The sequence below is a fragment of the Lactobacillus sp. genome, from assembly GCF_014803895.1.
In genome coordinates this window covers 50,466-63,973 of sequence record NZ_JAAVAU010000002.1, presented here as the reverse complement: position 1 = coordinate 63,973, position 13,508 = coordinate 50,466, and the positions used below count along the sequence as shown (strand labels likewise).

The window sequence follows — 13,508 nt, the reverse complement described above, 5'->3', positions numbered from 1 at the left end:
TCACGGCGGTAACATGGGTTCAAATCCCGTACGGGTCACACTTTGGAGGATTAGCTCAGCTGGGAGAGCATCTGCCTTACAAGCAGGAGGTCACAGGTTCGAACCCTGTATCCTCCATACCGTTTATAAAAAGACTACCTAGTGGTAGTCTTTTTTTGTACGGTGCCAAAAATCAATCGTATAGTATAGAGATCGGTTAAGGTCCCGAGAGGATCCGGTAACGGAGATGCCTTGTAACCGAAAATTTTTTAGGGGGACTCTATGAAAAAGGAAAAACGTTTATTTACTTCAGAATCTGTTTCTGAAGGCCATCCAGATAAAGTTGCAGATCAAATTTCTGACGCAATTTTAGATGCAATTTTAGCTAAAGATCCAAATGGTCGAGTAGCATGTGAAACTACTGTTACTACTGGATTAGTATTAGTAGTAGGTGAAATTTCGACTACTGCTTATGTAGATATTCAAAGTGTAGTACGAAAAACAATTCTCGACATTGGTTATGGCAAACCAGAACTAGGATTTGATGGAAATAATTGTGCTATTTTAGTAGATATCGATGAACAATCTCCTGATATTGCAGGTGGGGTCGATAATTCTTTAGAAGTTCGTGAAAATAGTCAAGATAGTGATAATCTTGATCAAATTGGTGCGGGCGATCAGGGATTAATGTTTGGTTTTGCAATTAATGAAACACCGGAATTAATGCCGTTACCGATTTCTTTATCTCATAAATTGATGAAGCGGGTTGCTCAATTACGTAAGGATGGAACTTTAGAGTGGTTGCGTCCAGATGCAAAGGCTCAAGTAACTGTTGAATATGATGAAAATGATAAGCCTAAACGCGTGGAAACTGTAGTTATTTCTACTCAAACTGATGACAAAGTTGAAAATGATGAGATTCGAGATGCTATGATCAATCAGGTCATTAAACATGTAATTCCAGAAAAATATCTTGATGAAAATACTAAGTTTCTCATTAATCCATCCGGCCGATTCGTTATTGGTGGGCCTAAGGGTGATTCAGGTTTAACTGGTAGAAAAATTATTGTTGATACCTATGGTGGCTATGCTCGTCACGGTGGAGGAGCATTTTCAGGAAAAGATCTTACTAAAGTAGATAGAAGTGCAAGTTATGCCGCTCGTTATGTAGCTAAGAATATCGTTGCTGCAGGTTTGGCTGATCGTTGTGAAATTCAACTAGCCTATGCTATTGGAGTAGCTCATCCCGTATCAATTATGATTGATACTGCAGGCACTGGTAAAGTTAGTGATGAATTATTAGTTGATGCTGTACGTCACGTTTTTGATTTACGTCCAGCGGGGATTATTGAAATGCTTAATCTACGTCGACCAATTTATCGTCAGACTGCTGCATATGGACATTTTGGCCGAACTGATGTAGATTTGCCTTGGGAGCATACAGATAAAACAGAAGACTTATTAAACTATGTCAAACAATATGAAAGTTAATTATTAATCGACTATATAAATAATAAAAATATTAATAAGGCAAATTAAAATGGGTGTAGATACTGATTCAATATCTACACCCATTTTTCATTTATCTTTTTGTAGTTAAAGTATGAGCTAATAATCTAGTTGCTAATGGGATAATAAGCAAAACACCAATTAAAGAATACATCATAATAAGTAATTCATTAATCACCAATTTATCGTTTAGAATTTCACCCCAAGAATAATGTAAGGGATAAAACCATAAAATTAAAGAGAGTACACTTCCAAATAGGCCAAAGATAATAGTATTCATTGAAGTTCCAATAATATCTTTTCCAATTGTAGTACCACTTTGAATTAATTCTTCTTTAGAGATAGTAGGTTTAGAATTTTTTATTTCTACGAGACCCGCAGTAATAGAAACTGCCGCTTCCGCAATAGCTCCTAAAGTAGAGAAAATAGCGACAGTAATTGCAATAAGTGAATAATTTAGTCCAGGCTCCTGAGACTGCCCCATTAGGACATCATTTACTTCTAATCCCATTCCAGCTGCTTGAGCAAAGTATTGACAAATAAAAATTAAAATACTGATACAGATACAAACAAATAATGAACTAAAGAAGGCATTTTTTCCAACGGTACTATTTCCTGTACCAACAAAAATAATAGTGGCTAGTTTTAGAGGAACAAAGATGAGAGTGATGGTTGGAATATTTAGTCCCCATGAAATTAGCATTGCCACAAATATTAACAGAGCAATATTGATAATAATACTGAAAAAACTTCGTACTCCTGTTTCACCACCAATTATAGCCATTAAAATTGCTAAAACAATTGTTAAGACAAGTAATGTATTCATAATTTAACTCCTGTCTTTTTTTCTAAGAAATAATAAGCTAGCACCTGTGGCAGATACTACAGTTAAAACTATTCCTATTCCAGAAATAATACTTTGAGTTAATCCCAGAGAGAGTGTGTAATTAAAAGTATTTCCTAATCCTGCATCATCACGTAAATATAAAATTGTTTCTGGTAATGCACTGGCAATGAAAATAAGTAATAAAACGTTAATTAAGGGGCCGGTAATTTCTTTTCCCATGTTCATACCGCTATTAATAAGTTCTTGCTTAGTAATGTGGGGTTTATGTTGAACAAGCTCGTGAAGACTAGAAACGATATCTGTAGCTTCATCTAGTACAGCACCTAGAATACCTAGTAATGTTTGGGCTAAAAAGATGCCTTGAGGGTCCTGAGTGGCGAAATCTGATGTGTCATACCTCATTTGAGTGTTACCAGTTATATGCATAATTAAGTAGCATAGTAAAAATGAAGCAAAAATCCCAATTAAGGTAGCCAACCACGTGACGCGCATTTTTGGTGTATAACCTTGAACAATAATTAAACATACAAATGAAAAAACAATATCTGCAAGACTATAAATTAAGATGCTTTGAGTAGAATTAGTTTTAACATCCCAAAACATTAATCCAAAAAAGATGATCCAACTTAAAATCATTGAAATTAGTAATGCTATTGTATGTTTTCCGGCAATAAGAATCATTAAACAAAGCGTAATTGTTAATACCATTACTGGTAACCAATCACGTTTAGGACTGATGACTACAGCTTTATTTTTAGTAATTTTAACAAGGATCCGATTGTTAACACGATATTTTTGGGTAGTTAATTGAGAAGGATAGTAGTGATTAATAACTTTATATTTTTTACCTTTATGTGCTCCGGAAAGCATCCTAATATAAAAAATTTGTTCACGAGTCTGATCTTTATTTTTATAAATATCAGTATCATTATGAACAAGTTTATCTTCAAATTTTTCAGGGGTGATTACCGCAATATCTTCTTGATGATAAAGACTGGTTGAAAAGTACATCCAGCATGTGATAATCCCACCAACTACTAAGCACATAATAGCAAAAATTAAGCGCGGATTTTTAATTTTAGATTTCATTTTTATTCCTTTACTTTCTTTATTCAAAAATAATCTTACTACACTTCTGGCTTAAGGAAATTAAGTAAAAAATAAAAATATATAAAAAAATAGTTTCGAATTACTCGAAACTACTGAGAATTAATAAAATTGTTGGGGATGCTTATTAATATAAACTCTTAATAAAATAGCATAGCCAATTAAAACAAAGGCCAACCCTTCCAGCCAACCGCCAAATACATCGGATGGATAATGGACGTGAAGATAAATTCTAGTATAACCAATTGTCAAAGGAAATAGTACCCATAAAGTGTTAAGAACAATTTTTAATTTTTTATTTTTGACTAAAAGTAAAGTAATAATAAATAAGCAACCAAATAAAGTCATACTTCCTAAAGAGTGACCCGATGGAAACGAAAATCCATCGGCATAGACTAAGTGGTGAGCGCTAGGTCGCTGACGGCGTACTAAATTTTTTATAATCCAATTACAGGCGTTTCCACAAATCATCACGCCAGCTTCAAAAATAGCTAAAGGATATTTTTTTAAAATTATTAGAAGGATAAAAATAATAACAGCTTCGACGACTATTGTGGAAGTGTTTCCTAAAACGGTTAAGGAACGGGCAATTTGTAAATTAGTTTTATTAGTATTACAAATAATATTAATTATATTTTGATCAAAAGTCTTAATAATAGACTGATTAGTAATCACGCAAAAAGCCCAAAGCGCAAAGATAATCGCAATGATTATTCCAATAGCTAAGGGGTCATGATGTTTCTTATAAGAATGTATCAACGAATCTACTCCTCTTGTTTTTTTTAGTATTTGTGGTAAATTATAATCATTATCTAAACAAAAATAAAGGTCGAAAAGTAGTAGCAAATTTTATTTTTATCAGAGAGAGATTGGCTGGTGTAAAATCTTAAAATGAATTTGTGAACTCGTTTCGTATAAATACCTTTCGGGTTTGCATTACGTTACGATGCTCAAGAGGGTCGCATGTTTAGTGCGAAACTTAGGTGGTACCGCGAATTAATCGTCCTATGAATATTTTTCATAGGGCTTTTTTATTTTTAGAAAGAGAGATCATATGTACAACCATAAAGTTGTTGAAAAGAAATGGCAAAAGTATTGGGCAGATCATGATAGTTTTAAGACTACTCAAGATCCAACTAAGAAAAATTATTATGCTTTAGATATGTTCCCATTCCCATCTGCTAAAGGCCTTCATGTGGGGCACCCAGAGGGTTATACTGCTACGGATGTTATGGCACGTATGAGACGTGCTCAAGGCTACAATGTGCTTCACCCAATGGGTTGGGATGCATTTGGCCTTCCTACTGAACAATATGCTTTAAAGACTGGTGAAGATCCAGCTAAAGTTACTGATGAAAATATTGCTAACTTTAAGCGTCAATTAAACAAGCTTGGCTTTTCTTATGATTGGGATCGTGAAGTTAGAACCTCTGATCCTAATTTCTACAAGTGGACTCAATGGGTCTTTGAACAAATGTATAAGAAGGGGTTGGCTTATGAAGCTGAAGTTCCTGTTAACTGGTCGCCAGATTTAGGAACTGTTGTTGCTAATGAAGAAATTATAGATGGTAAGACGGAACGTGGAGGTTTTCCAGTATATCGCCGTAATATGAAGCAATGGATGCTTAAGATGACTGCTTATGCGGATAGATTGCTTGAAGATTTAGACGATTTGGATTGGCCAGAACCTGTTAAAGAAATGCAAAGAAACTGGATTGGTCGTTCAGTTGGTGCTCAAGTTACTTTTAAGGTTAAAGATAGTGATAAGACTTTTGATGTCTTTACTACTCGTCCTGATACCTTGTTTGGTGTAAGCTATACTGTTTTAGCTCCAGAAAATAAACTAGTTCAAGAAATTACTACTCCTGAACAAAAAGAAGCAGTTGATGCCTACATTAAAAAAATTGAATCCAAGTCAGACCTTGAAAGAACTGATTTGAATAAAGATAAGACCGGTGTTTTCACAGGAGCTTATGCAATTAACCCAGTAAATGGCAAGGAAGTTCCAATTTGGATTTCCGATTATGTTTTGGCAAGTTATGGTACTGGTGCAGTTATGGCAGTACCTGCTCATGATGATCGTGATTATGCATTTGCTAAGAAGTTTGATTTGCCAGTTAACCAAGTAATTGAAGGTGGCAATCTTGAAAAAGAAGCTTTCACAGGCAATGGTAAGCACATTAACTCTGATTTCTTAGACGATTTAGACAATGATGAAGCTAAGAAACGCATGGTTGAATGGCTTGAAGAACATAATGTCGGTAAACAAAAAGTCAATTACAAGCTTCGTGATTGGGACTTTTCTCGCCAACGTTACTGGGGTGAACCAATTCCAGTTATTCATTGGGAAGATGGTACAACTAGTTTAGTACCAGAAGATGAACTTCCACTTCGTTTACCACATGCCACTAATATTAAGCCTTCTGGTACGCCAGAAAGCCCTCTAGCTAACTTAACTGATTGGGTAAATGTAGTTGATGAAAATGGACGTAAAGGTAAGCGTGAAACTAATACCATGCCTAACTGGGCTGGTTCATCATGGTACTACTTACGTTATATTGATCCTCACAATGATCAAGAATTAGCTGATTATGACCTCCTCAAGCAATGGTTACCTGTTGATCTTTACATTGGTGGTGCAGAACATGCAGTTCGTCACTTACTTTACGCTAGATTCTGGCACAAAGTTCTTTATGATTTGGGAGTAGTACCAACTAAAGAACCATTCCAACGTCTTTATAATCAAGGATTAATTTTAAAAGATCATGAAAAGATGTCTAAGTCTAAAGGTAATGTGGTTAACCCAGATGATGTTATTGAAGAATATGGTGCAGATAGCCTAAGAATGTACGAAATGTTCATGGGCCCATTGGATGCTTCAATTGACTGGGATGATAATGGCCCAGCTTCCACTAAGAAATTCTTAGATCGTGTATGGCGCTTAATGGTCAATGATCTTGATTTGGAGGCAATTCCAAGCGAGAATATTGTTGATGAAAATGATGGTACTTTGGATAAGGTTTACAACCAAACAGTTAAGAAAGTTACCGAAGACTTTGAAGCCCTTCACTTTAATACTGCTATCAGTCAAATGATGGTCTTTATGAATGAAGCTCAAAAGGCTAAAAAGATTCCACGTGAATATGCAGAAGGTTTTGTTCAATTGTTAGCTCCAGTTGCTCCACATATGATGGAAGAAATTTGGTCAATTTTAGGTCATGATGAATCTATTACTTATGCTCAATGGCCAACTTATGATGAAAGTAAGTTAGTTGAATCGACAGTTGAAATTATGGTTCAAGTAAATGGTAAACTACGTGGTAAGTTTGAAACTGCCAAAGATGCTGCTAAAGATGATTTAGAAAAGCAAGCTCTTGCATTACCGCATGTTCAAAAATTCTTAGAAGGAAAAGACGTTAAGAAGGTAATCGTAATTCCTAATAAGATCGTTAATATTGTTGCGAAGTAAGTTAAGTTTTTCCTAAAAAACAAAACAAATTTATAAATTTTGTTAAAAAGTGAGTAATATAAGTTTTGGACTCTTATATCTATCTAGAAATTAGGGAAAATTAATTTATGAAAAAAAATAATACGCAAGGGAGTAATTCACATGAGACCATGATTAAAGGGTCTGCGTGGATGACCTTTGGGTCAATCGTTTCACGTATTTTAGGAGCGATTTACATTATTCCGTGGTATGCCTGGATGGGCACTCATGGGAACTTAGCTAATGCACTAACTGCAAAAAGTTATACTATTTATAGTGTTTTTTTAATCGTATCAACCGCAGGTATTCCCGGAGCTGTAGCTAAGCAGGTAGCTAAGTATAATGCTTTAAATGAATATGGAATTGGACGAAAGCTATTTAGGCGTGGTCTGTTCTTGATGGTGATTTTTGGTATTATTTCCGCTGGAATTATGTATTTTACATCACCATTATTAGCTGGGGGAGATAGTCGGCAAATTCCAATTTTGCATAGTTTGTCCTACGCAGTTTTAATTATTCCTATTCTTAGCATTATGCGAGGTTATTTCCAAGGTTATGCAGATATGATGCCAAGTGCAATGTCTCAGTTTATTGAACAGCTTGCTCGTGTTGGTTGGATGCTTTTAACAGCTTATCTAATTATGCAAGTTGAACATGGTTCTTATTTGAAGGCTGTTATTCAATCTAACTTAGCAGCAGCGATTGGGGCTGTATTTGGTATCTTACTTTTAATGTGGTTCCTCTTTACACGTCGCAAAAAATTAAATGCTTTGGTAGAAAATTCTAATAATGAAGTCGATGTGTCAACTGGAAGTTTATTCAAAGAAATTATTGCTCAATCGATTCCATTTATTATTATTGATTCAGGCATTACTTTCTTTCAATTGATTGACCAATATACTTTTCACCCTATATTAGCAACTTTTGTTCATGCAAGTGGTGATCAAATTGAAAGTTGGTTCGCTTTATTTGCTTTAAATGCAAATAAACTTATTATGATCATTGTCTCAGTGGCAACTGCAATGGCTGTCACTGCAATTCCACTACTTTCAACTGCTCATGCACGGAAGGATTATAAAGATATTGCTAGTCAAATTGAGAATACGTTGGAATTATTCTTCTTTGTAATGATTCCCGCCTCATTAGGGATGGCTGCAATCAGTAAACCCGTATACACCATCTTTTATGGTTATGATCCTTTGGGATCTAGTGTACTTTATCTTTCGGCTTTTACAGCAATTAGTTTGGGTTCATTTACCGTTTTAATGGCAATTTTACAAGGTTTATCTGAAAATGGATTAGCTATTAAGTATTTGATTATTGGATTAATTATAAAATTAATTGTGCAATTACCAATGATTAGATTGTTTAAAGTCTATGGACCATTAATTGCAACAAATATTGGTTTAGCCTTTACAATTTGGCTTGCCATGGAACATTTAAGAGTAAAGTATAATTATGATAGCGGACGGACTGCTAGAAGATTTGTTGGGATTTCCTGCTTTTCAATTTTAATGTTTGTTATCGTAACTGGGGTGGTTTACTTTGGTGGAATGATTTTCAGTCCAGAAAATCGTTTCTCAGCAGCTATTTTGGTTGTACTTGGTGTTGCAGTTGGTGGTATCTTCTATGTTTTAGTAACTTTGAAGACGTCCTTAGCTCAAAAAGTACTCGGTAGCAAGGTTGAATCTATTGCCCGTAAATTACATATTAGAACTTAATAAAAAAGAAAAAGCCTTTCGATTAATTTCGAAAGACTTTTTTTATTCCTCAAATGTGAGAAATGCCCCTGCCAAGGAACTTTAGTATATCATATCTTAATGTTCTAAAGTTTCTTTCTTGTAGTAGTCTAAGGCGCGTTGGGCAGAACTGTACATAGGATTTGGCATTTCAGAAAGCATATAAGTGTCTAATTCTTTATAATCATCACTTTCCTTAGGGAAACTTTCATCATGTTTAACATGTTTAGCAACCTTACCAATTGGTAAATCAACATCTTCAAATTTTAGTAACCATTTGTAAAATGACATATTTAACAACCTTTCTAATTCTTTTTTATTAATTATGAGCTTTTTTAGTTTTAAAATAAAGGAGGAGAGTCCAAGAAAATTATTGTAGGTGAATAAAATGAAAAATATGATTGACTATGCTAGAAAATATCGTCTTAGTTTTGTCGAAGAACCTTTTAATGAAATTGATAGTATGATTTTAGCAGAATTAGTATATTGTCATTTTGATAGAGTTACTATTTCAAACAGACTGGGCGATGTTCCACTAGATGATGATTTTCTTGAAAAATTAACAGCTGGTGTTTGGGGTGCTGATGAGTTGAAGAAATTGTGGCGTGAGCTAGTTAAAAATCCTCGGTACCAAGATATTCGGTGGGAATCAGTAGTTAATAAAATTGATGCCAAAACTGAAATGCAATTTGGAGCAATTACTTTTGAATTTAAAACAAATCATTACTATATAGCGTATCGTGGTACAACAGCAACGACTATTGGCTGGAAAGAAAATTTTAATATGTCTTTTGAAGATATTGTGCCAGCCTAATTTTTTGCTAGAAAGTATTTTAGAAAACGATTAAATTATTGGTCAGGAAAATATTATCTTGGAGGACACTCCAAAGGTGGAAATTTAGCATTTTTTGTAGCTGTTACTGCTAATGAGCGGGAACGACAGTTTATTAAGCGAGTAGATAGTTTTGATGGGCCTGGTTTTCATCGACAACATCAGAGATATGATAAGAAAATCTTAGCCTTAAAAGGGATTTTACATAAATATATTCCCCAAGGTTCGATTGTAGGTACTTTGATGGATGATTTAGTAAGTAATAAAAATATTTGTCAGATTATTAATTCTCGAGGTCTAGGACCTCTCCAACATAACATGTTTAATTGGGAAGTAGTTGATAATCACTTCGTAGTAGTAGATAAACTGGTTTCTCCATCAGAAATGGCTAAAAAGACTGTTGATAAGCTTTTAGAGGAGACTGATGATGAAGAACGAAGAGAATTTATTACCACCTTATATAATGCAATTAATGTTTATGACGGTATCTATTTAAAGAGTATGTTTAAACCAAAAGCTTTTCGTGAAGTAGCTAATAGTCTGCTAAATTCTCGTAAAAATGATGCATCAGTTTGGCAACCGGTAATAAGTAAATTGGTTGATGCTTCCTTTATAAGTGGTAAAAGGATAATAAATTCTAGAAAAAATGACTATTTAACCTCACTCCATAATCTTTTGGATAATTTTTCAAATAAACATTTTTTTGAATAATATTTTTTCTTCTGAGAAAATAAGTGTAAAATAAATTTGAAATTTAGAGAGGATATAAAATATGAAAAAAGATACATATAAAACTTTGTTGGGTTTTCGTGATATTTGTTACAATGACTTCAATTTTGAAGTAGATGTTAAGAATCCATTTTTAGGAACTGATTCTTATAAAAAAATTGAAGCTATTCTAGAAAAAATCCAAGAAGATGATAGTCAATTGCTAACAGAATTTGAAGCTGGTTCTGATATTTATCAAGACTATACTCCAGAATTTTTAAGCAATACTACTAAGCATGAAATTCAACATGATATTAATAGTGCACGTGAATTTTTAGATAATTACTCAGGCGATAAAGATAAAAAGAAGGAAAATTATAAGGCCTTTTTAGATGATAAGTCATTAAGTTATTCCTTTGGTCCTGATGATAATTTAGCTCAAGTTCAAGAAAATTTAAATAATATTGAGACTGAGGAAGTTATTGTTTGGCAAAGAAGAGATAATGAATATATTTTGTTACCTCATACTGTCCAAAGTTTAAAGAAAATTAAGAGTAGAATTACTGAAGCACGTGATATTAAAGATACGCAATTACGTCATTCAATGGAAAGATTATTCAATAATTTGAATAATTTCTTGAAGCCATTTAGTGAACGGGAATTAGGCAAGTATGAAGATAATATTTCTGAAGAATTAAGAGATCAGTTGATGCATTTTGCTTTAGGCGTTCAAAATGATGCGCGTGAAGTTGGTGCAGAGAAAGTAGCTAATTTTGCTTTAGAAACTGCTAAAAAGGTAAATAATGACTAAAACAAAAAGAGCATCCCTCACAGGGATGCTCTTTAATTATGCCCCAAGCAAGATTCGAACTTGTACTCACTTGCGTGAACAGCGACCTGAACGCTGCGCGTCTGCCAATTCCGCCATTGGGGCAATTCAATAATAATTATACCTAAAAATTGTTAAAATGGAAATAATAATTAATTTAAGAAGGTGTTGAATGATGGAAGAAATTAAATTATCAATTTTACCTCAAGTAATTAAGCAGCGGCCCAGTAATTCTCATAAAGGAACGTTTGGACGAATTCTTTTAATTGGTGGAAGTAAAAATTATGGTGGAGCAATTATGATGGCTACCGAAGGGGCATTAAATAGTGGTGCAGGATTGCTTTTTGTGGCAACTGATCCATTTAATGCCACAGCTCTACATACTAGAAATCCTGAAGCAATGTTCATTGATTGGAATGATCAAAAAAAGCTGGCTGAAATTATATCAACTGTAGATATAATTATTTGTGGTATGGGATTGGATACTAATGATTTTGCTCGAAAAATTTTGGTAACCCTAAAAGATAATATTACAAATAAACAGACGGTAGTTTTAGATGCCAGTGCCTTAGATTTACTGAGTCAAGACCATAATTTATTACCCAAAAAAGCTAATAATATTATTTTTACACCTCATCAAATGGAATGGCAACGGTTGAGTGGAATTAAGATTGCTGAACAGAATGATGCTAATAACATTGAAGCTTTAAAGGAATTGGTTGCTAAAGAAAAGGCATATTTAGTCTTAAAGTCTAACCACACTAAAATTTATGATAGGGAAGGCAGTATCTTACTGAATCCTCTTGGAAATCCAGGAATGGCTACTGGGGGTATGGGAGATACACTTGCTGGAATAATCGGCAGTTTTTGTGGACAGTTTGGCATTAATTTAAAAATAATTGGGGCAGCCGTTTATTTGCATTCATTAGCAGGAGATGAAATTTATCAAAATAATTATTTTGTTCGTCCAACTAATCTTAGTGCACTTTTACCAAAATTAATGAAAAAATACGGTGAAAAAAACTAATCGCAATTACAAAATTTTGCTAGAATTGAGATGTTACTGATATTTGAAAGGAAAGTATTATCTAATGAATATTGCAAAAGATAGGTTGCAAAAATATATTGCGGTCTTTATGTTGTTACTCTCTTTCTTTATTTTAGGAATGAATAGTCAACAAGTTAGTGCTGCTACAGTTGATAATTATAATGCGAGTCAGGTAGATTTAGACGTTAAAAGTGCAATTGCGGTGGATGCAAAGAGTGGGCAGGTTCTCTATGCTAAAAATGCAGATAAAAAAATGCCTGTTGCTTCGATGTCCAAATTGATTACCATTTATTTAACCCTGCAAGCAATTAAAGATAAAAAGCTTTCTTGGAATCAAAAGGTTAAACCCACTAAACAAATTGTTAAAGTGAGTCAAAATCCTGATTACTCTGGCGTACCTTTGTACATGGGACATAGCTATACAATTCGTCAATTGTATCAATCTACTTTAATTCAATCTGCTAATGGTAGTGCAATGCTTTTAGCTCAAGCTGTAGCTGGTTCTCAACAAGGATTTGTTAGTCAAATGCGTGCCTTGGTTAAGAAGTGGGGAATTAAAGATGCTAAGCTTTATACTCCTGATGGCTTACCTAATTATACTCAGGGTAAAGATGCTTACACTAATGTAAGTAAAAATGCAGAAAATGAATTATCTGCGTCCGATATGGCGATTGTTGTTGATAAATTATTGAGTGACTTCCCAGAAGTAACACAGACTACTAAGATTGCTCATATGAATTTTAATGATCAGGGCAAGATTACTAAAATGGAAAATTGGAATTGGATGCTTAAAGGTTTATCTCAATATGATTCTAATTACCAATTAGATGGACTTAAGACTGGGACAACTGATGCAGCTGGTGCATGTTTTGCCGGTACAATGACAAAAAATGGTCGTCGAATTATCACGGTTGTAATGGGAGCCCAGCATAAAGATGGTACTGATCCCTCAAGATTTACTCAGACTAAAAAATTGCTAAAATATGTTTTTGATAACTATCAACTTTATATTATGAAAAAAAATCAAAAAGTTGATGGAGCTAAGACAGTAGCCGTTCCTGATGGTAAGAATGAAACTGCCGAGCTTGTGATGCAAAAAGATACTGGTATTTGGATTCAAAATGGTAAAAGTATTAGTGCTAAATTTTCTAAGAAAGAATTGAGCGCACCACTTACTGTAGGGCAAAAAGTTGGTAATTTTGAAGTCACAAAGATTCCATCTATCAAGTCTGATAAAGGGGTAGAATTACCAGCAACTGTTAAGCAAGATGTAGCAAAAGCCAATATTTTTGTTAGAATTTGGCGTGCAATCTTCCATTAAAAGATAAATAATAATTTAAGAATCAAATTTTTGAATTTGATTCTTTTTTTTGTTTAAAAAAAGACAGTATAATAAATATACATCGTAATTTTGATAATTGAG

Annotated in this window: 10 protein-coding genes, 2 tRNA genes, 1 pseudogene, 1 riboswitch and 1 other annotated feature; of the genes and pseudogenes, 8 read left to right on the top strand and 5 right to left on the bottom strand. The window is 33.9% G+C overall.

Annotated features, from left to right (window positions below; translation table 11 throughout):
- Positions 1-44: 44 nt before the first annotated feature.
- Positions 45-117: transfer RNA gene (locus HDR40_RS00735), tRNA-Val, on the top strand.
- Positions 118-191: 74 nt separating this feature from the next.
- Positions 192-264, top strand: a riboswitch (SMK box riboswitch).
- Positions 262-1,470 carry a methionine adenosyltransferase gene (gene metK / locus HDR40_RS00730; RefSeq protein WP_290625303.1) on the top strand — a complete coding sequence of 403 codons (1,209 nt, stop codon included), beginning with the start codon at positions 262-264 and terminating at the stop codon, positions 1,468-1,470. It overlaps the preceding riboswitch by 3 nt.
- Before the next feature lie 91 nt (positions 1,471-1,561).
- Here the strand turns inward: metK and HDR40_RS00725 are convergent, their stop codons facing one another.
- The 3 genes from HDR40_RS00725 to HDR40_RS00715 form a co-directional block, all read right to left on the bottom strand.
- Positions 1,562-2,314, bottom strand: a complete 753-nt coding sequence (locus HDR40_RS00725; RefSeq protein ID WP_290625300.1) for a YibE/F family protein — start codon at positions 2,312-2,314, stop codon at positions 1,562-1,564.
- Between the two features lie 3 nt (positions 2,315-2,317).
- Entirely contained in the window at positions 2,318-3,424 is a 1,107-nt protein-coding gene (locus HDR40_RS00720) for a YibE/F family protein (RefSeq protein ID WP_290625298.1), read from the bottom strand.
- Positions 3,425-3,544: 120 nt separating this feature from the next.
- A complete protein-coding gene (locus HDR40_RS00715; protein ID WP_290625312.1) occupies positions 3,545-4,198 on the bottom strand; it encodes a phosphatase PAP2 family protein in 654 nt (217 codons plus the stop codon).
- A gap of 61 nt (positions 4,199-4,259) precedes the next feature.
- Positions 4,260-4,453: a binding site (T-box leader), on the top strand.
- A gap of 43 nt (positions 4,454-4,496) precedes the next feature.
- Between HDR40_RS00715 and leuS the strand changes: the two genes are divergently transcribed.
- Both leuS and HDR40_RS00705 read left to right on the top strand, forming a co-directional pair.
- Positions 4,497-6,911: a leucine--tRNA ligase gene (leuS, locus tag HDR40_RS00710; protein WP_290625297.1), complete on the top strand. Its 2,415-nt coding sequence runs from the start codon at positions 4,497-4,499 to the stop codon at positions 6,909-6,911.
- A gap of 107 nt (positions 6,912-7,018) precedes the next feature.
- Positions 7,019-8,650: a polysaccharide biosynthesis protein gene (locus HDR40_RS00705; RefSeq protein ID WP_290625296.1), complete on the top strand. Its 1,632-nt coding sequence runs from the start codon at positions 7,019-7,021 to the stop codon at positions 8,648-8,650.
- A 96-nt stretch (positions 8,651-8,746) separates the two neighbouring features.
- Here HDR40_RS00705 and HDR40_RS00700 read toward each other — a convergent pair whose 3' ends face one another.
- Positions 8,747-8,959, bottom strand: a complete 213-nt coding sequence (locus HDR40_RS00700) for a YozE family protein (RefSeq protein ID WP_290625295.1) — start codon at positions 8,957-8,959, stop codon at positions 8,747-8,749.
- Between the two features lie 97 nt (positions 8,960-9,056).
- Between HDR40_RS00700 and HDR40_RS00695 the strand changes: the two are divergent.
- Both HDR40_RS00695 and HDR40_RS00690 read left to right on the top strand, forming a co-directional pair.
- Positions 9,057-10,211 (top strand): annotated as a pseudogene (locus HDR40_RS00695) (Mbeg1-like protein).
- Between the two features lie 61 nt (positions 10,212-10,272).
- On the top strand, positions 10,273-11,019 hold the full coding sequence (locus HDR40_RS00690) for a hypothetical protein (protein WP_290625294.1): 747 nt from the start codon (positions 10,273-10,275) through the stop codon (positions 11,017-11,019).
- Positions 11,020-11,058: 39 nt separating this feature from the next.
- Here HDR40_RS00690 and HDR40_RS00685 read toward each other — a convergent pair.
- Positions 11,059-11,142: transfer RNA gene (locus HDR40_RS00685), tRNA-Leu, on the bottom strand.
- A gap of 70 nt (positions 11,143-11,212) precedes the next feature.
- Between HDR40_RS00685 and HDR40_RS00680 the strand changes: the two genes are divergently transcribed.
- Entirely contained in the window at positions 11,213-12,064 is an 852-nt protein-coding gene (locus tag HDR40_RS00680) for an NAD(P)H-hydrate dehydratase (protein ID WP_290625310.1), read from the top strand.
- 139 nt (positions 12,065-12,203) lie between these two features.
- Positions 12,204-13,406 (top strand): D-alanyl-D-alanine carboxypeptidase family protein, encoded by a 1,203-nt coding sequence (locus HDR40_RS00675; protein ID WP_290625308.1) that lies wholly within the window; start codon positions 12,204-12,206, stop codon positions 13,404-13,406.
- The last annotated feature ends 102 nt before the right edge of the window (positions 13,407-13,508 follow it).